Below are 26,167 nucleotides of genomic sequence, written 5' to 3' on the forward strand. Positions count from 1 at the left end.
GGATCAACCATGTCGGACTTTACAGGAAAAACGGTCATCATAACCGGTGCTGGCAAGGGTATCGGTCGCGCCTGCGTTGAACTGCTCACCCACCGTGGCGCTCGAATCGTAGCCTTGTCGCGTACGCAGGCCGATCTGGATGATCTTGCGGCAAAGTTCGGCGCGACGGTAATATCAGTCAATCTCGCTGACAATGCAGCAGCACGCGCCGCCATGAAGAAGGCGGGATTGGCAGACGCGCTGATCAATTGCGCGGGAACCAACGTGCTTGAAAGCGTCATCGATATGACGGAGGCGGGCTATGAGCAGGTCCTCGGCATTAACCTGCGGGCCGCGCTGATTTGTGCGCAGGAGTTCGCGCGGGCTCGCATTTCAAACGGCGGCGGCGGTACGATCGTGAATGTGACCTCGATCGCCGGACATCGTGGTTTCGTGGATCACGTGGCTTACGCCGCTTCGAAGGCGGGACTGGAAGGCGCGACACGTGTGATGGCCAAGGAACTCGGCGCCTATGGAATCCGGGTCAATGCAGTGGCGCCTACGGTTACCATGACGGAGCTTGCCGCCAAGGCGTGGTCCGAGCCTTCCAAACGTAACCCGATGATTGTTCGCCACCCGATGGCGCGCTTTGCAGAGGTCGACGATGTCGCGCGCTCGATCGCACTGCTTATTTCAGAGGACGCAGCCATGATCAGTGGCGCAGTCCTGCCAGTCGATGGCGGCTTCCTTGCTGTCTGAAAATCAAAAGGCGAGACAAGACGATGACTAAATCACTCGAAGGAAAGATCGCTGCTGTAACCGGCGCAGCTTCCGGTATCGGGCTGGCGACGACCCGTGCGCTTGTCGATGCCGGCGCCAAGGTCGTGATGGTCGACTACAACAGACAGGCGCTGGAAACCTACGCTGCCGAGTTCGGCGACGCTGTAGTCATGCAGGTCACCGATCTTCTGGACGCCGCAAGTTGTGCAGCCATGGTGCCGGAAATCCTGGCAAAGGTCGATCACCTCGACATCATGCACTGCAATGCAGGATCCTACATCGGCGGGGATCTTATCGATACCGATACCGCGGCAATCGATCGGATGCTGAATCTGAACGTGAACGCCGTCATGAAGAACGTCCGCGATATCGCTCCGCATATGATCGAGCGCGGGACCGGGGACATTTTGGTCACTTGCTCCGTAGCCGGCCATGCGCCGATCCAGTGGGAGCCGGTCTATTCCAGCTCCAAATGGGCGATTACCAGTTTCGTCCAGATCATGCGCCGGCAGTTGAAAAACCACGGGATCAGGGTCAGCCAGGTCTCGCCCGGCCCGGTCGTTTCCGCTCTGCTTGCCGATTGGCCCGCGGAAAACCTTGAGAAGGCAAAAGCCAATGGGAGTCTGATCGAGCCCTCAGAGGTCTCCGATGCCATCATCTTCATGCTGACCCGCCCGCGAAACGTTACAATCCGGGACATGATTGTCTTGCCGACAAATTTCGACATCTAGGTAAGGAATATCAAGTCGTTGCAGAAGCTCAGTTCCGGGCTTCACGTCATAGGTCTGACTGCTTTGAGGCCTTTAGCGGCCTGGCAGCTTTTGGCTGCCGAAGAACGATAGCTGACGCGGGGCCGGCGCAGGCCCCTGCATGCTCTCCAGTGTCAGGCTGGGACCAAGCCACGCACCATACGGAACATCATCGGAAATGACCGGGGTCCATCGGGCAAGCCAACCAGATACCCAGCACGAACATGCTGTTCGATCGAACCTCGGGCGTCGTCAGAAAGTGCCATCAATGTGCTTGTGGTGCTGCCTGGGCCGTCTGTGAAGGTGGCCCAATAGTCCGCGAAGGACGCATACTCGCAATCCACGACAATGGGAATCTCGGTCACGCCAACGAGGCCGATCTTCCGCCACAACGTCGCCTGACCATCCGGCCAGAAGAGCTGGCGCCCTGCCCGCATGGATCTCAGCCTTGCGAAGTCGGTCTCAAGGACGGCGCCGGTGTTAATCACGAGGTCGAAGGCGGGCATGCCACCAAGGAACTGAGTAACGGCGGATGCGACCACACCGCCTGGACGGGTCACGCGCTTCATCTCCGAAACTACCTGTTCAATTTCCGGGATGACGTCCAAGGCAAGGGTGGAAACTGCCGCATCGAAAGAATTGGCGTCGAACCGCAGTTTCCGGACATCGCCATGTTCATATGCGATATTGGGGTGGGATCGTCGACGGCGGGCTCCTTCCAGGTATCCCTCCGATGCGTCAACACCGATCACATGCGCTCCCGCCTCGGCCAGTGCTTTCGACAACACTCCCGTCCCACATGCTACATCGAGCACGCGATCGCCCCGAGCAACATTGGCATGACTGAGAAATGGGCTTGCCAGATGTTCGCTCCAGCGCCCTATGAATGTCTCGTAGACGTCGGAATCAGCCCAATTATATCGTAGCTCTGCTGTTTCCATGGCTCGCCATGCTCCCTCGACCACGAATGGACCGTAACACGGCCATTCAGGTAGCGCGTATCGCCGTCACACCCAATCCAGCTGAACCTTATTAACGTTTCTCAAGAAAATATGACATAGCGGGAACCCATAAAATCACACTGGCCTTCTCGTCGATCGCTGCTCCGAGGTCCCGCTTGTCGGTCTGACCAATGTGATCCGCGCAGGTCGCGGTGAGACAAGACTCAGAACGCGGCAGGCCCGTGTCATTTTCACGCAGGCCGCCCTGGATCGGGGACCTTGCGGAAGCGGCCCGCTGCACCGATATCCGCCGCGACGCTTCATCAGGCATTATCCGTGCCGAAGCCATCCGGCGATCTTGCCCCGGCAACGGGGCGGTTGCCAAAGGCGGCGCAAAGGTCTAACGGCTGCGCCGGCAAGAAGGCGCCTACAAGAAAAGCCTCGTTAAGAAGAAGAAAGAGACATGATGTCCAACTCGTTTGTGAAAATGCCTGCCGAAAACACGAAGCGATATTTCGTGCTCGGCGAACGGATCGAGCGGCGGCTTCGGCTCCGCGGAACCTGGTTCAACATCTTCGACGTCACCGTGCCATCCGGCAGCCGAACGCCGAAACACGCGCATGCAAGCCCGGAAGTCTTCCGCATTCTCGAGGGCCGTTTGACGATCTGGCGGCTGACCGACAGTGGTCCCGAGGAGATCGAGGCCGGTGCTGGCGACATCGTCACGATCCCGCCATTCACGGTGCACGGCTATGCCAACCGCGGGACCGTTCCGGCAGTCTTTTCGGCCGTCGTCGATCGCGAGATGGCAGAGTTCATCGAAACGGAAGGCACGAGCGAGCCGCTGAAAGCCCCCTCGCCTGAGACCATCGCCCGGATGACGGCCGCTGCCAATGCTTATGGGATCACCATTCTGGCGGCGTGACATTCGAGCGCGTGATGCCGCAGCGTTCGGCGTTCGGCATCACGCAGGAATGCGTGAAGGCATGCTTGCCGCCGTTTTTCGAAACTGTCACATCAAGGCGCTATAAGGAATTCGCCTAGCGCCTCTTGCGCCGGACCTGTTTCACCGCCAAAATTGCGCCATGGCTGATAGCGACCCATCCAGTACAAGCTCCGCCCGTTCAAACCGGAAAGCCGCCGCAGAAGGTGCCGGCCCCTGTCGTAGACGGTGCGGCGATGTCTGCCTCGCGCCTCGCATCCAGCCGAGCTCACAGAAAGCTTTGCCGATGGGTGATGCGCATATATAGCGTCTCTGCGAAAGCTCCGCCGCCTCGCCTTATGCGGCATCAAAACCTCAACGAATAGGGTCCCTGTGTTTCTGGAAATTGGAATTGTGGCGTTTCTCACCATCCTGAATGGTGTGCTCGCCATGTCTGAGCTGGCTGTCGTGTCTTCTCGAACAGCCCGCCTGAAGGTCCTCTCCGACAATGGGAGCAAAGGTGCAGCTCAAGCCATCAAACTTGCCGAAAACCCCGGTCGCTTTCTTTCCACGGTTCAGATCGGCATCACGCTCGTCGGTGTTCTCTCCGGCGCTTTTTCCGGGGCCACGCTTGGCGGCCGCCTGACGGCATGGCTGGAGGCGCAGGGAATGTCATCGACGGCCGCTGACGCCATTGGCGTCGGCTCCGTCGTCGTGGCGATCACCTATCTTTCCCTGATCGTCGGCGAACTTGTGCCAAAGCAGATCGCATTGCGGGAACCGGAAGCAGTTGCGGCGAGGGTCGCGCCCGCCATGGCGCTGCTTTCACGAATTGCGCTGCCGCTCGTCTGGCTTCTGAACGCGTCGGGAAATCTGATGCTCAGGCTGCTCGGCCAGACAGGAAAAGCCGGCGACAACGTCTCTGACGAGGAGATCAAGACCGTTCTGGCCGAAGCGCAGTCGGCGGGCGTCATCGAAAGCGAAGAGTCGGCGATGATATCAGGCGTCATGCGGCTGGCGGACCGCACCGCCCGGGCGCTGATGACGCCGCGGCGGGACGTCGAAATTATCGATATCGACGACAGCCTCGATGAAATCCGGGCGCAGTTGCACCGGACGAAACGGTCTCGATTGCCGGTTCGCAAAGGCAGTTCCGACGAGGTGATCGGCATCCTTCCGGTCAAGGATTTTTACGATTCGATATCGGAACACGGCAGCGCCGATATCAAGGCTCTGACGCAGGACGTCCCGGTCGTATCAGACCTTGCAACCGCGACCAGCGTGATCGAAGCCATCAGGAAATCGCCTGTTCATATGGTGCTGGTGTTTGACGAATACGGCCATTTCGAAGGGATTGTTTCGTCAGGCGACATTCTGGAAGCGATCATGGGCGCGCTGCAGGAGGGACCGGTCGATGAGCAGGCCATCGCGCGTCGAGACGATGGTTCCTATCTCGTCTCCGGCTGGGCGCCGATCGACGAATTCGCCGAGTTCCTGAATCTCAAGCTCGAGGACGATCTCGAATATCAGACCGTGGCCGGCCTGGTGTTGGAGGAACTGAAACATCTGCCGGAATTGGGGGAGAGCTTCACGAGAGATGGATGGCGCTTCGAGGTCATCGATCTCGATGGCAGGCGCGTGGACAAAATCCTCGTGTCTGAAGTTCGCGACTGAGCTCTACGGGCGCAACATCGAAACGATCCGCATCCGCCACAGGAAAGACGTGGCCCGACATCAGGAGGTATCGCCATGGCATGGTCCGCCAGCCAATATGTCAAGTTCGAGGACGAGCGCACGCGGCCGGCGCGCGATCTTCTGGCGCAGGTACCGCTGCAGAGCCTTCGCCGCGCCGTCGACCTCGGCTGCGGCCCGGGCAATTCGACCGAGCTCATCATCGAGCGTTATGGGGCTGCCGGCGTCTCCGGCCTCGACAGCGACATCAACATGCTGGAGGCGGCCCGCAAGCGGCTGCCGGGCACAGCCTTCGTCGAGGCGGATCTTGGCAGCTGGCAGCCGACGGAGCCCGCCGATCTGCTCTTTGCCAATGCAGTCTTCCAGTGGCTGCCCGATCATCTCGACATTTTCGAGCGGCTAATGGACGGGCTTTGCGAAGGCGGCGTTCTTGCCGTGCAGATGCCCGACAATCTCGGCGAACCCTCGCATCTGGCGATGGAAGAGACTGCCCATGCCGGCCCCTGGAAGGCCGCCTTCGAGGCGAAGAGCGTGCGTCGCCAGCCGCTGGCACCGCCGTCCACCTATTATTCCAGGCTGATTGCCAAGGCGGCGCGCGTGGATATCTGGCACACCATCTACAATCACCCGATGGCCGATGCGGGGGCGATCGTCGAATGGGTCAAGGGAACCGGGCTGATGCCCTATCTCGCCCATGCCCGCGAGAGACATCGCGAGGCTTTTCTCGCCGATTATCTGGAACGGGTGGAAAAGGCCTATCCGAAGCTGTCGGACGGGCGGGTGCTGCTGCGGTTCCCACGGATTTTCATCGTAGCGGTGAAGAAATGACCGACTGCGGCCCGATGATGACTTCGCACCAATGGTTTCGAAGCTTGTGTCGATCATTCTGTCGTGGCCACGAAACCACTGCACATTTCCGAACGACGTGCTTTATTTGACGGCGGCCAGTCCGCCAGCCAATAGCGCATCCAGTTGGGCGATCTCCGCTGCGGTGAGGCTGATCCCTTCGGCTTCCGATTTGATGCGCGCGGCGAAGCGGCGCTGCGACGGAAGCCGCGCGCCTTGTCCCACAATCGTATCGAAGAGCACTTCGGCGCGCGCGAACGGATCGCCGGGGCGGCCCCTGGCAAAGGCTTCGGGTGACATCGCAATGATCAGTTCGCCATGGAACGGCGCCAAGGTCGTCGTGCCGAGGTAGTCTAAGACCTCGGGACTGGTGAGATCGCCGATCATGATGCCGGCGAGCAGCTCTATCATGGTGGCGATGGCGGACCCCTTATGGCCGCCAAAAGGCATCATTGCGCCTTCAAGCGCGGCCGCCGGGTCAGTGGTCGGATTGCCGGCAGCGTCGATGGCCCAACCTTCCGGCAGTTGCTTGCCGGCGCGCCGGTGCAGTTCGATCTCACCGCGCGCCGCCACCGACGTGGCAAAATCGAACACGTAGGGCGGCTGGTCTTTGCGAGGCCAGCCGAAGGCAAGTGGATTGGTGCCGAGCAGAGGCTTGCTGCCTCCGGATGGCGCAACCGTCGCATAGCTCGGACACATCACCAATGCCGCCAGGCCGTGCGCGGTCAGCGCCTCGACCTCGGGCCACAGGGAGGAGAAGTGCGAGCAATCGTTGATGACCATGGCGGCGATGCCAAGCCGCTTGGCGCGTTCCTCCAGGGCGGGTACGCCGAGTTCAAACGCCGCGCTGGCGAAACCGCCCCGCGCATCGACCCTGACGATGGCGCTGCCGTCATCCGGTGCAACGACGGGAGCGGCATCAGGCATCACCTTGCCCGCCTTTACCGTGCGCAGCGCACCCTCGATGCGGTATATTCCGTGCGACTTGCAGGCATCGCGTTCTCCGGCCACGATGACATGCGCCAAAGCCGCCGCCTGCTCCTTGTTCAATCCTGCGCGCTCGAAGATGGCAACGACTCGATTTTGCAGGGCTTCGATGCTCATGGTAACGGCTTCAGTCACGCAATTCTCCATCCAAGATCAAGTTCCGCTTTCGCCCGCCCTGCTTTTGGCCGCCAGTGACACGCTGGCAAGTCCTCCACGGCTTTGCAGCCCAGCTGCGCCATCGTTGCCCTCAGTTCGGCTTTCAGGACGTCCATCAAATGATCGCCGCCGCGACGCCCGATGGCGGCGCAAGCAAACAGGAATGGCCGGCCGATCAGCACAAAATCGGCGCCGAGCGCCAGCATCCGGGCGATATCGAGGCCGGAGCGCACGCCTCCGTCTGCGAGCAGCAAGACCTTGGGGCCAAGTCGTGCGCGGATTTCACCGATGACCTCCGCCGCCGACGGCGCGGCATCGAGTTGGCGTCCCCCATGATTGGAGAGGATCAGACCATCGCCGCCCAAGGACATATATTCCTCCGCTTCGTCGGCGCGAAGCACACCCTTGACCAGGATCTTGCCTGGCCATGCGTCTCGGATTTTCTTGAAGCGCTCGCGCGTGACGTGACCCGTCATCACCCTGCCGACAAATTCGGCCGCGGCGGCAAGGCTCGAGCCCTTCGGGTAGTAGGGCGATAGATTGGCGAAGTCGGGAGCGCCGTTTTGCAGAATGCCCATCGCCCATGACGGACGCATCGCCACCTGCATGATCGTCGAAAGGTCATAGACCGGCGGGATGCTCAAACCATTGCGGATGTTGCGCTCGCGCCGCGTGGACGCTGGAATGTCGACAGTCACGACAAGAACGTCGTAGCCCGCTCTGCGCGCCCGCTCCACCATGTCCTCTTCCATGGCGGGATCATTGAGTGGATAGAGCTGGAACCAAGTGTGATCACCGCCTGCAGGGCGGATCGTCTCAAGCGAGGTGTTGGCGAAAGTGCTGAGGATATAGGGAAGGTTATGCTGCCTGGCAGCCTGTGCCAGCGGCAGCTCCGACCCGGGCCACAGAAGGCCGGCCAGCCCAAGCGGGGCGACGGCAAATGGCGCGTCGAAACGATGACCGAACAGGCTTGCGCCGATATCGGGCTCGTCAGCGTCGGCCAGGTAGCCCGGCATAAGCACCACCTCTTCCATGGCCGCCAGATTGCGCCGAACGGAAGCTTCGCGCCCGAGTCCGCCGGCGAGATAGTCCCAAGCGAAACGCGGCATGCGTCTTTGGGCGGCTTTTTCCATGTCGGCGACGCAGGGAAACCGTCGTTCTAGCGCTAGGTCCATCTCGGGTGCTTCGATGTTGAGGAGGTAGGGACGGCTGACGCCCTCCGTTCCGTGGGGGACTGGTTGCTTCGATCAGGGTTCGTTTGACGTCATCGCGCCAAGCAGTTTCGGCAGGTCGCCGAAGCGCGCGACGAGGCTGAAGACGATCGCTGCGGTCGCCACGAACAGGATCGTCACCGCCGCCATGGTCGGCGTGTAGCCGTATCGCAGCGAATTGAAGATCTTGATCGGCAGCGTTTCCAGCGTGAAACCGACCGTCATGTAGGCAACGATGTATTCGTTGAGCGACAGCACAAAGGCAAAAGCGTAGCCCGACACGATGTACGGCGAAATTAGCGGCAGAACGACGGTTCGGAACACAGTACGGTCGTCGCCTCCCAAGGTCGAGGCGGCCTCCACCAGCGAGCGGTCGATCGCCGAAAAGCCGAGCGAAATGGTCACCAGCGGCAGCGTGACGAAGAAAATGGCGTGGCCGATCACCGCCGTCCAGGGTTGCCCGTAGAATCCGGTCGTGGCCCAGAAAGTCAGCAGTCCGAGCGCCGTGATAACCGGCGGCAAGGTAAAGGGCGCCACGCCAAGCAACTGGAAAATATTGGCCCAGGGAGCGTGGCGGCGCCAGAGGAACCAGGCGAGCGGCAAGGCGATCAGCACCGCAAGCGCCGCCGACGACAGCGCCAGCACAAGCGACGCGATCAGCGCGTTGCGCCATTCCATATCGAGAAATATCTGGCCATACCAGCCGAGCGAGAAGCCTTGCGGCGGGAAGGTCAGGCTCTGCTTGGCATTGACCGAAACGCCGGCGACAATGATCAGCGGCAAAGCGAGAAACAGTCCGACGACCCCGAAAAGAACGTTGCGGAGAATGGTCATTTAGTCGCTCCTCCTCGGCGGCCAACGAGCAGGGTGAGCGCTACAAGGGCCAGTGTGACCAACACCAGGAAAACCGCCATCGCAGCCGCGAAGGGCATGTTCGACTGATAGATAGCCTGGTCGGTAATGTGCACGGAAAGCGTCCAGTGCTGCGGGCGGCCGAGCAGTTGCGGCAACAGATAGGACCCGAGCGCGAAGATGAAGACCATGATCAGCGTGGCGAGAATCGTGTCGCGCAACGCAGGCACGACGACGGTGAAGAAGGCCTTGACCGGCGAAGCGCCAAGCGTACGCGCGGCCTCCGAAAGCGTCGGATCAAGCCGCACCAGCGCTGGGTAGAGCACCAGGACCGTGTAGGGAAAGGCCTGATAGACCATGCCTGTGACGACGGCTCCGATGCTTGGCGTCAGGGCGACTGCCTGCTGCATGAGGCCGAGCCATACAAACAGGTTGGTGATGCCGGCCGTGCGCGAAAACAGCGTCGACCAGGCGAAACCGATGATTACCTCAGACAGGGACAGGATCGAAAGGAGTGCGACCAGCCAGGCCACCTGAGTGCTCCGCTTCATGCGGATCAGCAGGTATGTGAAAGGCAGGGCCAGAACGACACAGGTCGCGGCCACCGCGATCGCAAGCAGCAGCGAGAAGCTGAGCACTCCCCCGAAGAAGGCTGAGAGGAAGCGGATATAATTGTCGAAGACGAAATCAGGCGTGTAGAAGCCGCCCTGCTGGCGTTTGAAGAAGCTGACGGAAATCATCGTGCCGAAAGGCACGACGAAGAAGACGATCAGCATGATCGCCGGGAAAGCAAGCGGGGCATAGTCGCCGAGCGTCTGCGGGGGTTCGCGTCTCATTGCTCGAGCACCACGCAATCCTTGTCGGTCAGCGCAATGCCCACCCTCTGGCCCACCGCCACGTCAGGGCGCTCGCGCGGCGTCGAGACCGCAATGAACTGCTGACCGCCGACATTGACAAAGGTTTCGACGACGCCGCCGAGATCGCGCACGAAGGTGACCTCGCCCGTCAATGCGCCGGCCTCGGGCGGCCCCAGGCGCACGTCTTCCGGCCGGATCGAAAGCGTGGCGCGCTCGATACCTGCCGACAGCGACAGGGCTGCGACCGGCTGCCCCAATATGCTGACTGCGCCGCCCTCTCGCCTGGCTTCGACCAGATTTGTCTGGCCAATGAAATCCGCGACGAAGCTGTCTGCCGGCCTGCGATAAATCTCCGTCGGCGACGCCGCCTGGCGTATCTGACCGCCGTTCATGACCACGACCGTATCGGCCATGGTCATCGCCTCACGCTGGTCGTGCGTGACGGCGATCGTGGTGATGCCGAGCCGCTGATGAAGCTGGCGAAGCTCCACCTGCATGGCTTCGCGCAGCTTGGCATCAAGCGCTGACAGCGGCTCGTCGAGCAGAAACAGTTTCGGCGAAATCGCCAGTGCCCTTGCGATTGCGACGCGTTGCCTCTGGCCGCCGGAAAGTTTCGACACGGAGCGGTCAGCGTAGCCCGGCAAATAAATCATCGCCAGCAGCTCTTCGACGCGCTTCGCCTGCTCGTCCTTCGGACGGCCGCGAATGCGCAGTGGATAGGCGATATTCTCGCCTACCGTCAGGTGCGGGAACAGCGCCAGCGACTGGAACACCATGCCAAGCTCGCGCTGGTGCGTCGGCGTCCTGGTGATGTCTTTCCCGTTGAGCGTGATGCGGCCCGAGGTCGGCAGATCGAGACCTGCGATCATGCGCAACAAGGTCGTCTTGCCGCAGCCGGAGGGGCCGAGCAGACAGACGAATGCCCCGTGCGGCACCGTCAGGTCGACATTGTCGACGGCGCGAATGACGTTGAAGTCCTTGACGATATTCTGAAGCGTGAGTCCCGACATATGCCTCTTCCCGACCGAAAGGCAGGCCCCTGAACGGGGCCCGCGAAAGCACAATGAGCGTCAGCTGGCGATCATTTCCGTCCACTTCTCGTTCAGCCAGTCGGCCTTGGAGAGATACATGTCGTAGTGTGGGATGATCGGTTCGATGTCGGAGGAAACCGCCGCAAATTCCTTCTCGGTCAGATCGGTCGTTTCGCGCTTGACCGTTGGCGACGTGCCCACCTTGCGTGACAGCACGGCCTGGATGGACGGCTGACACATATAGTCGATGAAGATATGCGCCTCTTCCGTCTTCTTCGACGCCTTCGACAGCGCCCACGAACCTGCGTCCTGAATGCCGCCCTCCTTCGGGAAGGTCGAGCGAACGGGCTGGCCGTCCGCGGCGGCGAGGCCGGTCACGTCGTGATAATACTGTCCCATTGGGATTTCACCCGACTTCAGCGCCTGTTCGAACTGCGCCTCGTCGCGATACCACAGTCGGACATTCGGCTTCAGCTCGGCCAGCTTGGCGAAGACCTTGAGGATACTCTCCTCAGTGTCGAGGGCCTGGGCGCCGCCGAAATAGGTCTTTGCCGTCACGTCGAGCAGGAAGGAGTTGGACACGAGCGCCAGCAGACCGAGCTTGTCGGCATTGGCAGGGTCCCACAGCGCTGTCCAGCTGGTCGGCGCTTCCTTGTAAACATCTGTGTTGGTGACCAGGGTGATGAACCATGAGACCGCGCCGATGCCGGCGACGCGGCCATCCGGATATTTGTTGATGAAGCGCTCAAGCAGGTTGCTGGAATTCTTGATCTCCGCGAGATCGAGCGGAGCCCAGAGCTCTGTGGCCTGGCCCTTGCGCATCGACACCTGCGACATCATCGAAACGTCAGCCGGCGCCTGACCTGCCTGGGCTGCCTGCTGCATCTGCACCAGCCAGGCCTCACCGGTCGGCTCTGCGACGGATTCGACCGCGATGCCGGTCGCCTTGGTGAACTCCGGAAAGATGTTCTTGTCGAACGAGTCCTTGAAGTAGCCGCCATAAACACCGACCTTCAGCGACTTGTCCTGGGCGCGCAGCACGTTGGGCATTGCCAACATGGCTACACCAGCACCTATTCCGACGCCGAGCACGGTACGGCGGTTCATTGTCAATTTCGTCATCGTCTTTCTCCTAACCGATGCGGCACGCCGCTTCCCTCTTTCAATGTATTCGAGGCCTTTGCGGCCTTCTTGTCGTTCCTGGCCTTGGGCTGCGGCCAGGCCCGTCACGCGGTACGGCGGATTGCCGGGCTGAACGCCATCAGGCTCAATATTTCGAACAGCATCTGCGCGCCGGCATGGGCTGTGTTGGTGGTAGCGTCATACTGGGGCGCAACCTCGACGACATCGCCGCCGACCAGGTTCACGCCTTTGAAGCCGCGGATGAGCTCCAGGACCTCGCGGGTGCTGAAGCCGCCAATCTCCGGCGTGCCGGTGCCCGGCGCGAAGGAAGGATCGAGGCTGTCGATGTCGAAGGAAAGATAGGTCGGCCCGTCACCGATGATGGCCTTCGCCTTCTCGATGATTGCAGGGATGCCCATTGCCGAGATCTCCTCGGCATGGATCACCGTCATGCCCGAGGCATAAGAAAACTCCCAGAGATATTCCGCCGAGCCGCGAATGCCGATCTGAATCACGCGCGTCGGGTCGAGCACGCCGTCGAGCACGGCGTTGCGGAACGGTCCGCCGTGGTGGAACTTGGTCAGGTCGTAAGCACCGCCGGTGTCGCAATGGGCGTCGATATGGATCATGCCGACCGGCCGCTCCTTGCCGACGGCCCGCAGAATCGGATGGGTGATCGAGTGGTCGCCGCCTACCGAGAGCGGCAGCACCCCTGCGGCAACGATCTGCGCGACGCGTTTTTCGATATCCTCATGTGACAATTCCAGACGGTAGCGGCTCTGAAACGCTACGTCGCCAATGTCTGCCACGCGCAGTTCCTGAACCGGCGCGCAGCCGAGCACATGGTTGTAAGGACCGATGCGCTCAATGGCGCGCAACGCGCGCGGTCCAAAGCGCGAGCCCGGGCGGTTCGTCACGCCGAGATCCATGGGCACGCCGAGGATCGCCACCTGCAGATCACCGAAATCCGGATTCTCGTTGTCGACCTGCATCAGCGGGGCGGAGAGGAATGTCGGGATTCCCGAATAGGGCGCGAGCCGGGTGCCGCTCTTGTTAAAAATCTTCTCCGCTACCTTGCGGAACTCCGGATGGTGCAATTCACCGCCGTGGCTGTCGCCATATCTGGTTCGGAGTTCGGAAAGCTTGGTTTCATTCCAGGACATGGCGGCCTTCTTGAGGATGACGATGCTGCGATCAGGATGGCAAATCGGTCCTCGGCTGCAGCTCTGCCGCAGAGGCCGATGGCTTCTTCAGTGATTGAACGGCAAGCTCGCTGGAAAATCAATTGATATTAATCTACAGTTTCATGCGATTTTTTCTCACAGGTCGTTGTCTCATGTCCAGCCGTCTGCCGCCCCTCAACCCGCTGCGCGCGTTTGAGGCCACTGCCCGCCATGGATCGGTTTCCGCCGCAGGCCGCGAATTGAATGTCACCCACGGCGCGATCAGCCATCAGATACGCACCTTGGAGGAATCGCTCGGCGTGCGCCTGTTTGAGCGCGGTGGCAAATGGTTGAAGCTGACCAGCCAGGGCGCGTTGCTGATGCCGGTCGTCTCCAACGCATTTTCGGAGATCGCAGCAGCGAAAGCCGCGATGACCCGGCCGGCGACCGGCGGCACGCTGCGGGTAACCTGTGTTGCGGCGGTGCTGTCGCTCTGGCTGATGCCACGGCTGCAGGAGTTCACCGATCAATACCCCGATATTCAACTCGACCTGCGCGCCTCGAATGACCCGAACAATCTGAGTTCCCCGAATGTCGACCTGTGCATTCTCTACGGCGGCGGCAACTGGCCCAATTATTGGTCGCGCCTCTGGAGCCGGATGGAGCTCTTCCCCGTCGCCAGCCCGGCCCTCATGAACAGGCGGCCGCTGCGTTCCCTACGCGATCTGCGCGACCACATGCTCCTGCATGCCGATCGCGGCAATGAGTGGAACACCTGGCTCACCGCAGCCGGCGTTTCGATGCCCGCGCGCCAGCACATGATGAGCGACGCGCGCCTGTCGATCGAGGCCGCCATGTACGGCCATGGCATTGCGCTCGGCGACAACATCACCACCGCGCACATGATTGCACGGGGCGAGCTGGTCGCGCCATTCGATCTTACGGTTCCGGCCAATGACGCGGTCTATGTGGCCTGCCGATCCGAGGCTCAAGCGACGCCAATCGTCCGCGTCTTCATCGACTGGTTCTATGCTTCGCTAGTCCGCAACTGAGCATGGGTTGAGGCTGCTTGGCTGAGCGCCAACCTTGACATCGCCACGCCCGCTGCAACTCACCGGCTCTCGGCACTCCCGCCGCCCCAGTGTGTCAAATGGGCGTTACATCTCGCCACTTATGTTGCCGCGAAACCGGCAGGCAGTATAGTCGGCGGCAAAATCGGAGACGACACACATGCACGCTGCCCCTACCCCGCCGGTCACCCTTGTCATCTTCGGCGCCACGGGCGACCTGACGCGCCGCCTCCTGGTGCCGGCGATCATCAACCTGACGCGCCAGGGCCTCGTTGGTGAGGACCTCAGCATTCTCGGCATCGGCATCGAAGCGGGCGACGATGAATTCCTGCGCGGGCGGCTCGATGCCTTCCTCAATCATCTGAACGGAGACGAGCAGACGGTCAAGGACCAAGCCTGGGAGAGCCTGCGCCGGCGCATTTCCTATATGTCGGGCGATTTTACCAAGGATGACATCTTTATCGAAATCGGCAAGCGGTTGGGGCCGAACGCCAATGCCGCCTTCTATCTCGCGGTGCCGCCATCCTTCTTCGGCATCATCGTTGAGAAGCTTGCCGCCCATGGGCTCACCGATGAAAGCGAGGGCGTCTTCCGCCGCGTCGCGATCGAGAAGCCGTTCGGCACCGATCTCGCCTCTGCGCGGGCGCTCAATGCGCAAATCCTCGCCGAGATCGGCGAAAGCCAAGTCTACCGGCTCGATCATTTCCTAGGCAAGGAGACGGTGCAGAACCTGATGACGGCGCGTTTCGCCAACATGATCATTGAGTCGCTGTGGAACAGCCGCTATATCGACCACGTGCAGATCACCGCCGCCGAGATCGTCGATATCGGCGGCCGAGGCAAATTCTACGATGCCACGGGGGCGCTGCGCGACATGGTGCCGAACCATCTCTTCCAGCTCTTGGCGATGATTGCCATGGAGCCGCCGAACAGCTTCGATGCAGAGGCGATCCGCAACGAGAAGAGCAAGGTGCTGAAGGCACTGCGCATCTATACGCCAGAGGAGGCAAAGACGCATGGCGTGCGCGGCGCCTATGCGGCCGGCCCGTTGAACGGCGTCGATCTTCCCGCCTATCGCGACAGCAAGGATGTTTCGCCCGACAGCCGGACCGAAACCTATGTGGCGCTGAAGCTCTATGCCGATACCTGGCGCTGGGCCGGCGTGCCCTTCTATTTGAGAACCGGCAAGGCACTGACGGCACGCGACACCGAGATCGTCATCACCTTCCAGCCGGTGCCCTTCGCGCAGTTTCGCGAGACCGAGGTCAATCGCCGCCTGCCGCCGAACCGGCTGGTGATCCAGGTACAGCCGGACGAGGGTTTGAGCATGGAAATCTCGATCAAGTCGCCGGGGCTTTCGGTCGATACGACGCCCGTGTCGCTCGATTTCCGCTATGCGGACAAGTTCGATATCGGCAAGACGACGGGTTATGAATCGCTGCTCTACGATCTCTTCATCGGCGACCAGACGCTGTTTCAGCGCGCCGACGGCATCGAGGCCGGCTGGGCGGCGGTGCAACCCTTCCTCGACATCTGGAGCAAGGATCCGAGCACGCCCGAAGCTTACGCGCCGGGCAGCATGGGTCCCACCTGCGCCGACGAGCTCATCGAGCGCGACGGACGCAAATGGCACGAACTCGGGGTCATCCTGCACCGCGACAGCCAGAACGGCAAATAGGGCGTGCCTGATCATTGACCTTCGCGGCACGCCGGGCTGACGGAGGCGCCGCTGTTGCCGCCCTGCGTGGCAAGCGCGCCACGGGCCTTGCGCGGCGGGCAGCGCGCCCAGTCGACGCGGCCGCTCGGAACGCCGTTGTCGACGCTGCCTGTTTCGATCGAGTCGAGCGGGATGACCAGCCCGGCTTGCGGCTCCGCGCCCGGCGCCGTGCCGAGCGGCGGCGTGCCATCGAAGCGGCCGCTGGCATCCATGCCCATGTTCGATTGGGCAAGAACCGGACCAGAAAGGCTGAGGAGAGCGATCGACGTTGCTGCAATGAACCTGCGCATGATGCTGTTCCTTCTGATGTCAACGATGCGGCAGAAACAGCAATTCTACTCCCTTGTTCCCTCTGGAGCGAGTACGGGCGATCAAAGTTTGGCGAGCAGATTCAAAACGTCCTTGGGGCTCAATCACGCCAGCGCGACAGCAGCGTCTCGAGGCCCGTGGGAAAGAGATCGAGGCCGGCGTCACGCAGCATGTCGCGACCGAACCAGCGCGCCGTCGCCGCCGTTTCGTCCAGTTCGCAATAGCGGATCTCGGCGCGCTCGTAGAGGGCTTGATCGGCCAGTTCGACATCGGCGGCGAAGATGAATTCATGGCCGATCGAACCATGGTGTTCGAAAATATTTTCGAGAACATGCCAGGGGCCGACGATGCGGATTTCCGTGCCGAGCTCCTCCCGGATTTCGCGATGCAGGGCCTGTTCGCGCGTCTCGCCGAATTCGATCGAGCCGCCGAGCGGCCGGACACCTTTGATGCGGCCACTGTCATCTTCCACTTCCGCGGCGAGCAAGCGGTTCTCTCGCCAGGCAAGGCCGATCACCTTCACCCTGATCTGCTGCGGCGGGCGCCAGACGGTCATGCAGTTCGTCCATCTTGAGAGCTTCAGGGAGCGATAAAAGTAAGCCCCGCAGCGGCGGCGCGGGGCTCTTGCCGTTCTGTCGTCGTTCAGACGAACTGGCTGAGGCCGGGGACGGAGGCGACGACTTCGTCGACGACCTCTTCGCCGGCATATTGCTTGGCGATCGCAATGGTCTCCTTGGCGAGCGAGGTGATCTCGCCCATGCCGAGGCCCTCGCCCATTAGCTGCTGGCCGAGCCCCATGATGCCGCCGCCGCCAAGCGAGCTCATCAGCCCGCCGAGCAGACCGCCGCCGCCGGCACCGGCGCCATTGAACTGGGCGACGAGATCCGCGCCGCCGGGGATGGCCTCGATCATCCGGGCAACGGGGCCGTCAGCGGCCTCGCGCTGCAGGAAGCCGAGCATCATGCCGAGCGCCTTCTCCGCCTGCTCCGGGGAAATGCCCACGCGATCGGCGATTTCAGTCACAATTCCATTCATCGTCAGCCTCCTCATATTTTTTACGTTAACGTCAACGTTAATCGAGATTCGAATGCAACTCAAGCCAGCGGTTTCGCTTTCGATGCAAACAGTTGTCCGCATTCGCCTGCCTGCTTATAACAGGGAAACAATGGTTCGATGAAGGCGGCGCAAGCCAGACCTTCTCAACAAGCGGCGGCAGGGCCGAAGGGAGATTGCGATGATCGAGGACGGCAAGATTTTCATCGGCGCGAGCCGCAATCCCGACGACAGCATCAACAAGCCGGAATATCTCGACCTGAAGTTCGGAAACCGCCACGGTCTCGTCACCGGCGCCACCGGCACCGGCAAGACAGTGACGCTGCAGGTGCTGGCCGAAGGTTTTTCGCGGGCCGGCGTTCCGGTCTTTGCGGCCGATATCAAGGGCGATCTTTCCGGCATCGCCGCCAAAGGCGAGCCCAAGGATTTTCTCACCAAGCGCGCCGAGCAGATCGGTTTCACCGATTACGAATTCGACCAGTTTCCGGTGATCTTCTGGGATCTGTTCGGGCAGAAGGGCCACCGGGTGCGCACCACCGTCGCCGAGATGGGGCCGCTGCTGCTCGCCCGGCTGATGGACGCTTCCGAGCCGCAGGAAGGCGTTATCAACATCGCCTTCAAGATCGCCGATGAGGCCGGCCTGCCGCTGCTCGATCTCAAGGATTTCACCTCGCTTTTGAACTATATGGGCGAGAATGCCACCGAGCTTTCCAGCCAGTTCGGCCTGATCTCCAAGGCCTCGGTCGGTTCGATCCAGCGGGCGCTGCTCGTGCTCGAACAGCAAGGCGCCGAGCACTTCTTCGGTGAACCGGCGCTGAAGATCTCCGACATCATGCGCACCCACACCAATGGTTACGGTCAGATCTCGGTGCTTGCCGCCGACAAGCTGATGATGAACCCGCGGCTCTATGCCACCTTCCTGCTGTGGCTGCTGTCAGAGCTGTTCGAGGAACTGCCGGAAGTCGGCGACCCCGACAAGCCGAAGCTGGTCTTCTTCTTCGACGAGGCGCATCTGCTCTTCAACGACGCGCCGAAGGTTCTGATCGAACGCGTCGAGCAGGTGGTGCGGCTGATCCGCTCCAAGGGCGTCGGCGTCTATTTCGTCACGCAGAACCCGCTCGACGTGCCGGAAACGGTGCTCGCCCAGCTCGGCAACCGCGCCCAGCATGCGCTGCGCGCCTATTCGCCGCGCGAACAGAAGGCGGTGAAGACGGCCGCCGATACGTTCCGCCCGAACCCGGCCTTCGACTGCGCCACCGTCATCACCAACCTCGGTACCGGCGAGGCGCTGGTCTCGACGCTGGAGGCCAAGGGCGCGCCGTCGATCGTCGAGCGCACGCTGATCCGCCCGCCGTCGGGCCGCGTCGGCCCGCTGACCGATGGCGAGCGCCAGCAGGTGATGGACAGGAGTCCCGTCCTCGGCGTCTATGACGAAGACGTCGACCGCGAATCCGCCTTCGAAATGCTGGCGGCGCGGGCAAAAAAGGCGGCGGAAGCAGAAGCCGCCAAGCGGGCGCAGGAAGAAGCGGCCGAACAGCCGGGCACGACCTCCGGCTGGAACCTGCCGGGCTTCGGCGGCGATGACGACAACCGCCAGGGCCGGGGCCAATCGCGCGGCAGGTCTTCCGGTTACCAGCGCGAAACGGTGGTGGAAGCGGCGATGAAGAGCGTCGCGCGAACCGTCGCCACCCAGGTCGGCCGGGCGCTGGTGCGCGGGATCCTGGGGAGCTTGAAGCGGTAGGCATTTGCCGCGGCAGCGCGCTTGAGCCCCTCATCCGCCTGCCGGCACCTTCTCCCCGCTCGCGGGGCGAAGGGACCAGTCCGCGACCTCTCCGACCCTCACGAAGCTCTCGCGTGGCACGTCCCCCTCGCCCCGTTTACAGGGAGAGGGGCAGCCATCAGGTCTGCTTGAAAGAATGCAGAATCGCCACTTTGCCTTGAACCCAACGCCTTCCTCCCCTAAATTCCCCGCCATCGACCATTTCAACAGGATGTGTGCAGCAATGGATTTCAACCCGATCGCAATGCCAGTTCGCCTTGCCAACGGGGAAATCCATATCGATGTCTGCATCCATCACTCTCTCGCAAATTTCCTGGGCCACGCCTGACGGGCGGCCGCTTTTTTCCGATCTCGATTTCAGTTTCGGCAGGGACCGCAGCGGTCTTATCGGACGCAACGGCGTCGGCAAGACGACGCTGCTGAAGCTTATCTCCGGCGATATTCGGCCGCAGTCGGGATCGATATCGATCAGCGGCAGCCTCGGCATGCTGCGCCAGAGCGTTCAGGTTGCGGCCGACGAAACCATCGCCGATCTCTTCGGCGTGGCCGCGGCGCTCGCACTTCTGCGTCGTGCCGAAGCCGGCGCGGCAACGGCCGACGAGGTTGCCTCGGCGGACTGGTCGCTGGAGGCACGCATCGCAACCGCGCTCAACCGAACGGGACTCGACGCGGAGCCGGAGACGCCGCTTGCCGCACTCTCCGGCGGGCAGCGCACACGTGCGGCGCTTGCCGCGCTCATCTTCAGCGAGCCGGATTTCCTCCTGCTCGACGAACCCACCAACAATCTCGATCGCGACGGCCGCGCGGCGGTGATCGCGTTGATTTCAGGCTGGCGGGCCGGCGCCGTCATCGTCAGCCATGACCGGGAATTGCTCGAAAGCGTCGACCAGATCGTCGAACTGACCTCGCTCGGCGCGACGCGCTACGGCGGCAACTGGAGCCATTACCGCGAGCGCAAGGCCCTCGAGCTTGCCGCCGCAGAGCATGATCTTGCCGATGCCGAAAGGCGCATGGCGGAGGTCGCCAGGAAGGCGCAGGCGAACGTGGAGCGTCAGGCACACAGGGACAGCGCCGGGCGGAAGATGGCCGCCAAGGGCGGCATTCCGCGCATCATGCTCGGCGGCATGAAGGAGCGGAGCGAAACCACCGGCGGCGACAATGCGCGTCTTGCCGAAAGACGGCGCACCCGGGCGCTCGAAGAGGCAAAGGCGGCGCGCGAGAAGATCGAGATCCTGCAGCCATTGTCGGTGAGCCTGCCGGCGACGGGGCTGCCGGCCAGCAAGATCGTGCTGAAGATCGACGGCGTGACGGCAGGCTATCTGCCTGATCAACCCGTTATCGACGATCTGTCATTCGACGTGACGGGACCGGAACGTATTGCCATCACCGGACCGAACGGTTCGGGCAAGACAACGCTGCTCGCGCTCATCACCGGCGAGCTCAAGCCCCGGGCCGGCACCGTCTCGGTAATGACCGGCTTCGCCATACTCGATCAGAAGGTGAGCCTTCTCGATCCGTCAGCCTCGATCCGCGACAACTTCCGCCGGATCAACCCGCAAGCCGATGAAAATACCTGTCGGGCCGCGCTGGCCCGCTTCATGTTCAGGGCCGATGCGGCGCTGCAGACGGTTTCGCGCCTCAGCGGCGGCCAATTGCTGCGCGCAGGCCTTGCCTGCACGCTCGGCGCCGCACCGCCGCCGCTGCTGATCCTCGACGAGCCGACCAACCATCTCGACATCGACTCGATATCAGCGGTCGAGGCGGGTCTCATCGCCTATGACGGGGCGCTCATCGTCGTCAGCCACGACGAGGCGTTTCTCGAAAACATCGGCATAACACGGCGGCTGGCATTGCCGCGCGATGCGGTTGGGTGATTTCGAGCTAATCGCAGCGCCCTCCGCCGGCACCGCTCCATTCCCCACCCGCTTATGAGAGCGCGACTCCTCCGACGTCCCTCATGCTGAGGTGCGAAGCCTGCACGGCGTAGAAGCACGTCGCAACGCTGCTTCTTGCATGCCTCTGACGGCCGCGCCCCGTCCTTCAAGGCACTTCAGGATGAGGCTCTCTTGAGTACCGGACACCGAGCCACCCCTCCACTCAGCGGCGGCTGATTATGCCTCCCTTGCCTCATTTCGCCGGCAATGGTATTTCTGCCCTGCAACCCTTTCGAGAAAGGAGGATCACGCTATGCAGTATTATTTCCGGCATCATCGCCAGCGTGGTCCCGTCGACGCCCTGCAAATGCGTTTGCAGGGCTGACCAGAGACGCTTTTATACCTCTTCCTGGTCTGCCCTTTGTGGCCGATGCGCCGCCGTCAGATGACTGCGCGCATTCCCTTTATCCCGGGCGCGAAAGACGCAATCCGTGATGGCCTGATGCCACCGATTTCGTCTGCTCCCGGTCAGGACCAGAGAACGAATATGACCCTCATCAATATGCACAATCTCGGCGTGACGCTGAGCAAGCCGCTGTTTTCCAACCTCAATCTCGTCGTCAATTCAGGCGACCGCATTGGCCTCGTCGCCGCCAACGGGCGCGGGAAATCCACCCTGCTTGCCTGCATCACCGGCGCGCTGGAGCCGAGCGCGGGCGAGATCACCAAGGCTCGCGGGCTGACGATCGGCCACGTCGCGCAGAATGTGCCGGCTGCACTTTTCGATACGCCGTTTTATGATGCGGTGCTGCAGGCGCTGCCGGCCGATCAGGCCGAAAGCGAGAGCTGGCGCGTCGACGTCGTGCTGGAATCGCTCGAGGTGCCGGAGGTCATGCGCGGCCGGCCGCTGAAGCAATTGAGCGGCGGCTGGAAGCGGCTTGCGATGCTTGCCCGCAGCTGGGTCAGCGAGCCTGACGTGCTTCTGCTCGACGAACCGACCAACCATCTCGATCTCGAAAGGATCGCGCAGCTGGAAAGCTGGCTGAATGCGCTGCCGCGCGAGGTGCCGGTCATTCTCTCCAGCCATGACCGCGCCTTTCTCGATGCGACGACCAACCGGACGTTGTTCCTGCGGCCGGAGCAATCGCCGGCCTTTGCGCTCCCCTATAGCAGGGCACGCGCGGCCCTCGACGAGATCGACGCCTCGGAGGCGCGGCGTTTCGAGCGCGACATGAAGGCGGCGGAACAATTGCGCAAGCAGGCGGCCAAGCTTAACAATATCGGCATCAATTCCGGCAGCGACCTGCTCGTCGTCAAGACGAAGCAGCTGAAGCAGCGGGCGGAGAAGCTGGAAGATGCGGCAAGACCGGCGCATCTCGAACGTTCGGCCGGCGCCATCCGGCTTGCCAACCGCGGCACTCATGCCAAGGTGCTGGTGACACTGGAAGACGCGGCGGTGACGACGCCGGACGGGACGCTGCTGTTCAAGACCGGTCGTCAGTTCATCTGCCAAGGCGACCGCATCGTGTTGCTCGGCCTCAACGGCGCCGGCAAGTCACGGCTGGTGTCGATGCTGAAACAGGCGGTCGAGAGACCGGAGGCCGGGCAGGATGGGATCAAGGCGACGCCATCACTGGTTCTCGGCTATGGCGACCAGGCGCTTGCCGATCTTGCCGACAAGGATACGCCGATCGGCATGATCATCCGCCGCTTCGATGTCGGCGACCAGCGGGCGCGGGCGTTGCTCGCCGGGGCCGGCATGACGATCGATATCCAGGCAAAACCGATCGGCCAGCTTTCCGGCGGCCAGAAGGCACGGCTCGGCATGCTGGTGCTCAGGCTGACGGAGCCGAACTTCTACCTGCTCGACGAGCCCACCAACCATCTCGATATCGAAGGACAGGAAGCGCTGGAGAAAGAGCTGATGGCGCAGGAGGCGAGCTGCCTGCTGGTATCGCACGACCGCAGTTTCGTGCGGGCAGTGGGAAACCGCTTCTGGCTGATCGAGAAGAAGCGGCTGGTGGAGGTGGAGAGCCCGGAAGGTTTTTTTGCTTCTGTGGGATCGCGGGGATGAGGGTGTCAGGCTGCCCCTCACCCTGCCCTCTCCCCGTAAAAACGGGGAGAGGGGACGTGCCAAACGCAACGTCGAGGCTCAACGAAACCGGTGCGGCATATCCCCTTCGCCCCGTTTACGGGGAGAAGGTGGCGGCAGCCGGATGAGGGGCCGGCCACACGGTGCACCGTCAACGACACATCCGAAAATACTACCGCTTCGGCGCCACCAGGCAGAAGAAGGCGCCCTGGGGATCGGTGGCCTGGATGATCCAGCTGCCGCCCGGGACTTCCATTGGGCCGTTGACGACCTTGCCGCCGCCCGATGTGACGCGTTCAATCGCCGCGTCGATGGCGGGGACGATGAAATAGTAGCTCCAGCAGGGCATGGGCACGCTGTCGGGCTTGGTCATCATGCCGCCGATCTGCCGGCCGTCATGGGAGAAGAGGTAATAGACGCCCATCGGCCCCATATCCATCTCGCTATCCTTCGTCCAGCCGAACAGCTTGGAATAGAAGGAAACAGCTTCCCTGCCGTTGCCGGCATAGAGTTCGTGCCAGCCGATGTTGCCGGGCGCGTCGGGGGCGAGTTCCGGCCAGGTCTGTTCCATCGGCGCCGGCGTCATGATGCAGATGACGGCGCCATGCGGATCGGCGACGACAGCGAAGCGGCCGACGGTTGGGATGTCCTGGGGCGGCCGGCGGACTGCGCCGCCATTGGCGGCGAAATCTCTCGCCGTCTGATCGACATCGTCGACACCGACATAGCCCGTCCAGTTCGGCGGAATGCCCTGGCCTTCAAGCTCGGCCGGAAACTCCATCAGGCCGGCGACCCCGATGCCGTTCGCCTCGAAGATCGTATAGGTTGGCATGCCCTCCACCTGCATGTCCGAGGTGGTCCAGCCGACGACGGAGCTGTAGAATTTCGCGGCGGCTGCGGTGTCTGATGTCATCAGTTCGCACCAGATGAACTTTCCATGCGTCTTGGACATCATGTTCTCCCTCTTCTGACGCCGCCCTTTCGCTTGGGGCGCCGTGATTGTCAGATTTTGCGGATGTAATGCGCTTCCATGAACTGCTTCCACGAGCCGTCCTCCTGCTTGGCGCTGGAGGTGAAAGTGCGGTGATTATCGTCGATGAAGGTGATCTGCTCGCGGTAATCGGCAAGGCCATCGCCGCTGAAATCGGGTCCAGTCGTATAGAGGTCGAGAACATTGCCGGAGGCGTCGACCTCGCCCTCATAGACCCACATATAGTCCATCATGCTGCCGATCCAGCTGCCGACATATTTGCCCTTCTCGGCGTTGTAGCCGAGCGTCAGGATCGTGGTGGCCGGCTTGCCGTCGGGCATATGGCCGGTCCCTTCGGCGACGAACCAGATGCCGTGAAGGGAGCGGACGGTCTCCGTCCAGTCGTGGCCGTCGGACATCTCGGGTGCGGTGACGCTCCAGTCGCCGACCAATCTTTCCAAAAAAGAATGCTCTTTCAGCACTTCGGCGGCCTTCATCATGCTCTCCTCCCTTCGAATGACGATATCCCAGATGTTTGATTGCTCAGTGACAGCAGGACGATGTCTTCGGAGCATCCTCATATTCATCATGGCGGCGTACGAAATTCATCGTGCTCTCCTCGTTGCGGCCCTTCGGCGCGCGGTCGAGGATCATCAGGGTCCCGATCAGTTCCTCCGGCCCGCGGGCATAACTGGAATAGGTATGAAAGACCTCGCCCTTGTCGTTGCGGTAGAAGGCGCTGAGGCCCGGCAGTTCGTCATGCGCCTCAGCCGGCTCGATAGAAGTGAAATTGTAGAAGACCTTGTCTTTGGCAAGGTCCTCCGGACTGAAAGAGACGTGATAATCGAAATTGAAATCGCTGCCGAAGGACGAGACCCAGGGAAATTTCCAGCCCATGCGCCTTTTGTAGGCGGCGATCTTGTCGAGTGGAGCACGCGAAACGGCCACCCAGGTGACGTCGTGATGGTTGAGATGCGGCAGCGCGCCATCGACGTGATCCGACAGGAAGGAGCAGCCGGGGCAGCCGGCCTGCCAGTCGGGACCGAGCATGAAATGATAGATCAGAAGCTGGCTGCGGCCATCGAAGAGATCGGCGAGCGATTTCTTTCCCTCGGGCGTTTCGAAGACATAGTCCTTGTCGACCTTCACCCAAGGCAGCGCCATGCGCTCGGAGTTGATGCTGTCGCGCAGCTTCGTCGCCTCCTTTTCCTTCAAGAGCAGGGCACGCCGGGCCTCCAGCCATTCCTCACGGGAAACAACTTCGTTCTGCATGAAATGCGCCCTCCTCCGGCGCTGCCGGCGAGCCGGCTCATCCCCTTCTCCTTGACTAATTACATTGATATCAATATAAAATGAGCATGTCAAATTCGATCGAGATTCCCTTTTCGACGACGCTGATGGTGCGCGACACCTGCCTCTGTCTGCATGTGCAGCGCGCGGCACGCGCGCTTGCCCGGCTGTTCGACGATGCGCTGCGGCCGGCCGGCCTCACCAACGGGCAGTTTTCCCTGATGATGTCGCTGAACCGGCCGGAACCGCCGCCGATGGGGCCGGTCGCCGCCCTGCTCGCCATGGACCAGACGACGCTGACGGCGGCGCTGAAGCCCTTACAGCGCAGGGGCTGGGTGGCAGTGGTGGAGAACCCCAAGGATAGGCGCGGCCGGCTGCTCAGCCTTACCGCAGAAGGCAAGGCGGTATTGGCAAGAGCACTGCCGATCTGGGAAAGCACGCATGCGGCCCTCGACGATGAATTGCCGGGCGGCGTTCTACGGCTGCGGCAGGATCTACAGGCGCTATCGGGGGTGACGGTGGAAGCGCCGAAGCCGGCTGAGGCGTCGGGCCGGCCGCGTCAAAGTGGACGGGCGACGGGCGATTAGGGCGACCTGCCCCTCATCCGCCTGCCGGCACCTTCTCCCCGTTTTGACGCGGAGAAGGGATATGCCGCAACCTCTCCGTCCCAAGCCGACCTTTCGCAGGGCACGTCCCCTCCCCCCGTCAGAACGGGGAGAGGGTT

The 26,167-nt window shown here is 62.1% G+C and carries 26 protein-coding genes; 11 read left to right on the forward strand and 15 right to left on the reverse strand.

Annotated features, from left to right (window positions below; all coding sequences use genetic code 11):
- The first annotated feature begins 9 nt into the window (after positions 1-9).
- The gene (locus tag CO660_RS18120; RefSeq protein ID WP_097599885.1) at positions 10-738 is read left to right on the forward strand and encodes an SDR family oxidoreductase; all 729 of its coding nucleotides are present in this window, start codon (positions 10-12) and stop codon (positions 736-738) included.
- A 23-nt stretch (positions 739-761) separates the two neighbouring features.
- Positions 762-1,490 carry an SDR family oxidoreductase gene (locus CO660_RS18125; RefSeq protein ID WP_097599886.1) on the forward strand — a complete coding sequence of 243 codons (729 nt, stop codon included), beginning with the start codon at positions 762-764 and terminating at the stop codon, positions 1,488-1,490.
- A 152-nt stretch (positions 1,491-1,642) separates the two neighbouring features.
- Here CO660_RS18125 and CO660_RS18130 read toward each other — a convergent pair whose 3' ends face one another.
- Entirely contained in the window at positions 1,643-2,449 is an 807-nt protein-coding gene (locus tag CO660_RS18130; RefSeq protein ID WP_097599887.1) for a class I SAM-dependent methyltransferase, read from the reverse strand.
- Between the two features lie 463 nt (positions 2,450-2,912).
- Between CO660_RS18130 and CO660_RS18140 the strand changes: the two genes are divergently transcribed.
- The 3 genes from CO660_RS18140 (at position 2,913) to tam (ending at position 5,891) form a co-directional block, all read left to right on the forward strand.
- Complete coding sequence (locus CO660_RS18140; RefSeq protein WP_097599889.1) at positions 2,913-3,374, forward strand: cupin domain-containing protein; 462 nt, start codon at positions 2,913-2,915, stop codon at positions 3,372-3,374.
- 390 nt (positions 3,375-3,764) lie between these two features.
- Positions 3,765-5,045: a hemolysin family protein gene (locus CO660_RS18145; RefSeq protein WP_097599890.1), complete on the forward strand. Its 1,281-nt coding sequence runs from the start codon at positions 3,765-3,767 to the stop codon at positions 5,043-5,045.
- A gap of 75 nt (positions 5,046-5,120) precedes the next feature.
- Entirely contained in the window at positions 5,121-5,891 is a 771-nt protein-coding gene (tam, locus tag CO660_RS18150; RefSeq protein ID WP_097599891.1) for a trans-aconitate 2-methyltransferase, read from the forward strand.
- Positions 5,892-5,993: 102 nt separating this feature from the next.
- Here tam and CO660_RS18155 read toward each other — a convergent pair whose 3' ends face one another.
- The 7 genes from CO660_RS18155 to speB all read right to left on the reverse strand — a co-directional run bounded on the left by CO660_RS18155 (position 5,994) and on the right by speB (position 13,288).
- Positions 5,994-7,031: an Ldh family oxidoreductase gene (locus CO660_RS18155; protein ID WP_097599892.1), complete on the reverse strand. Its 1,038-nt coding sequence runs from the start codon at positions 7,029-7,031 to the stop codon at positions 5,994-5,996.
- Positions 7,028-8,227, reverse strand: coding sequence for an alpha-hydroxy acid oxidase (locus CO660_RS18160; protein ID WP_097599893.1), 1,200 nt, complete (start codon positions 8,225-8,227; stop codon positions 7,028-7,030). Before CO660_RS18160 ends, CO660_RS18155 begins: the two co-directional genes overlap by 4 nt.
- 72 nt (positions 8,228-8,299) lie before the next feature.
- Positions 8,300-9,097 carry an ABC transporter permease gene (locus tag CO660_RS18165; protein WP_097599894.1) on the reverse strand — a complete coding sequence of 266 codons (798 nt, stop codon included), beginning with the start codon at positions 9,095-9,097 and terminating at the stop codon, positions 8,300-8,302.
- Entirely contained in the window at positions 9,094-9,951 is an 858-nt protein-coding gene (locus CO660_RS18170; protein WP_097599895.1) for an ABC transporter permease, read from the reverse strand. The genes CO660_RS18165 and CO660_RS18170 overlap by 4 nt, the downstream gene beginning before the upstream one ends.
- A complete protein-coding gene (locus CO660_RS18175) occupies positions 9,948-10,982 on the reverse strand; it encodes an ABC transporter ATP-binding protein (RefSeq protein ID WP_097599896.1) in 1,035 nt (344 codons plus the stop codon). Before CO660_RS18175 ends, CO660_RS18170 begins: the two co-directional genes overlap by 4 nt.
- 60 nt (positions 10,983-11,042) lie before the next feature.
- Positions 11,043-12,125, reverse strand: coding sequence for an extracellular solute-binding protein (locus tag CO660_RS18180; RefSeq protein ID WP_097599897.1), 1,083 nt, complete (start codon positions 12,123-12,125; stop codon positions 11,043-11,045).
- A 104-nt stretch (positions 12,126-12,229) separates the two neighbouring features.
- Positions 12,230-13,288, reverse strand: coding sequence for an agmatinase (gene speB, locus CO660_RS18185; RefSeq protein WP_097599898.1), 1,059 nt, complete (start codon positions 13,286-13,288; stop codon positions 12,230-12,232).
- A gap of 173 nt (positions 13,289-13,461) precedes the next feature.
- On the opposite strand from speB, the gene CO660_RS18190 reads away from it, so the two are divergent.
- Complete coding sequence (locus tag CO660_RS18190) at positions 13,462-14,340, forward strand: LysR substrate-binding domain-containing protein (protein WP_097599942.1); 879 nt, start codon at positions 13,462-13,464, stop codon at positions 14,338-14,340.
- A gap of 178 nt (positions 14,341-14,518) precedes the next feature.
- Positions 14,519-16,036 (forward strand): glucose-6-phosphate dehydrogenase, encoded by a 1,518-nt coding sequence (gene zwf, locus CO660_RS18195; RefSeq protein ID WP_097599899.1) that lies wholly within the window; start codon positions 14,519-14,521, stop codon positions 16,034-16,036.
- 11 nt (positions 16,037-16,047) lie between these two features.
- Here the strand turns inward: zwf and CO660_RS18200 are convergent, their stop codons facing one another.
- The 3 genes from CO660_RS18200 to CO660_RS18210 all read right to left on the reverse strand — a co-directional run bounded on the left by CO660_RS18200 (position 16,048) and on the right by CO660_RS18210 (position 17,419).
- Complete coding sequence (locus CO660_RS18200; RefSeq protein ID WP_085777413.1) at positions 16,048-16,365, reverse strand: hypothetical protein; 318 nt, start codon at positions 16,363-16,365, stop codon at positions 16,048-16,050.
- A gap of 119 nt (positions 16,366-16,484) precedes the next feature.
- Positions 16,485-16,940 carry an NUDIX domain-containing protein gene (locus tag CO660_RS18205; RefSeq protein WP_097599900.1) on the reverse strand — a complete coding sequence of 152 codons (456 nt, stop codon included), beginning with the start codon at positions 16,938-16,940 and terminating at the stop codon, positions 16,485-16,487.
- Between the two features lie 86 nt (positions 16,941-17,026).
- Complete coding sequence (locus CO660_RS18210; RefSeq protein WP_085780007.1) at positions 17,027-17,419, reverse strand: hypothetical protein; 393 nt, start codon at positions 17,417-17,419, stop codon at positions 17,027-17,029.
- A gap of 199 nt (positions 17,420-17,618) precedes the next feature.
- On the opposite strand from CO660_RS18210, the gene CO660_RS18215 reads away from it, so the two are divergent.
- The gene (locus tag CO660_RS18215; protein WP_097599901.1) at positions 17,619-19,178 is read left to right on the forward strand and encodes a helicase HerA-like C-terminal domain-containing protein; all 1,560 of its coding nucleotides are present in this window, start codon (positions 17,619-17,621) and stop codon (positions 19,176-19,178) included.
- Between the two features lie 157 nt (positions 19,179-19,335).
- On the opposite strand, the gene CO660_RS33350 is transcribed toward CO660_RS18215, so the two are convergent.
- Positions 19,336-19,512, reverse strand: a complete 177-nt coding sequence (locus tag CO660_RS33350; RefSeq protein WP_176536312.1) for a hypothetical protein — start codon at positions 19,510-19,512, stop codon at positions 19,336-19,338.
- Between CO660_RS33350 and CO660_RS18220 the strand changes: the two genes are divergently transcribed.
- Positions 19,499-21,091, forward strand: coding sequence for an ABC-F family ATP-binding cassette domain-containing protein (locus CO660_RS18220; protein ID WP_097599902.1), 1,593 nt, complete (start codon positions 19,499-19,501; stop codon positions 21,089-21,091). The two genes, CO660_RS33350 and CO660_RS18220, sit on opposite strands and share 14 nt — an antisense overlap.
- A gap of 547 nt (positions 21,092-21,638) precedes the next feature.
- Positions 21,639-23,165 (forward strand): ABC-F family ATP-binding cassette domain-containing protein, encoded by a 1,527-nt coding sequence (locus CO660_RS18225; RefSeq protein WP_097599903.1) that lies wholly within the window; start codon positions 21,639-21,641, stop codon positions 23,163-23,165.
- A 190-nt stretch (positions 23,166-23,355) separates the two neighbouring features.
- Here the strand turns inward: CO660_RS18225 and CO660_RS18230 are convergent, their stop codons facing one another.
- The 3 genes from CO660_RS18230 to CO660_RS18240 are packed head-to-tail and all read right to left on the reverse strand — an operon-like array spanning position 23,356 to position 25,425.
- On the reverse strand, positions 23,356-24,135 hold the full coding sequence (locus CO660_RS18230) for a VOC family protein (protein ID WP_097599904.1): 780 nt from the start codon (positions 24,133-24,135) through the stop codon (positions 23,356-23,358).
- 50 nt (positions 24,136-24,185) lie between these two features.
- Positions 24,186-24,653 (reverse strand): DUF1579 domain-containing protein, encoded by a 468-nt coding sequence (locus CO660_RS18235; protein WP_097599905.1) that lies wholly within the window; start codon positions 24,651-24,653, stop codon positions 24,186-24,188.
- Positions 24,654-24,696: 43 nt separating this feature from the next.
- Entirely contained in the window at positions 24,697-25,425 is a 729-nt protein-coding gene (locus CO660_RS18240) for a thioredoxin family protein (RefSeq protein ID WP_097599906.1), read from the reverse strand.
- An 86-nt stretch (positions 25,426-25,511) separates the two neighbouring features.
- Between CO660_RS18240 and CO660_RS18245 the strand changes: the two genes are divergently transcribed.
- Positions 25,512-26,030, forward strand: coding sequence for a MarR family winged helix-turn-helix transcriptional regulator (locus CO660_RS18245; protein WP_097599943.1), 519 nt, complete (start codon positions 25,512-25,514; stop codon positions 26,028-26,030).
- Positions 26,031-26,167 lie beyond the last annotated feature (137 nt).

The organism is Rhizobium sp. L9, assembly GCF_002531885.1.
GTDB lineage: Bacteria > Pseudomonadota > Alphaproteobacteria > Rhizobiales > Rhizobiaceae > Rhizobium.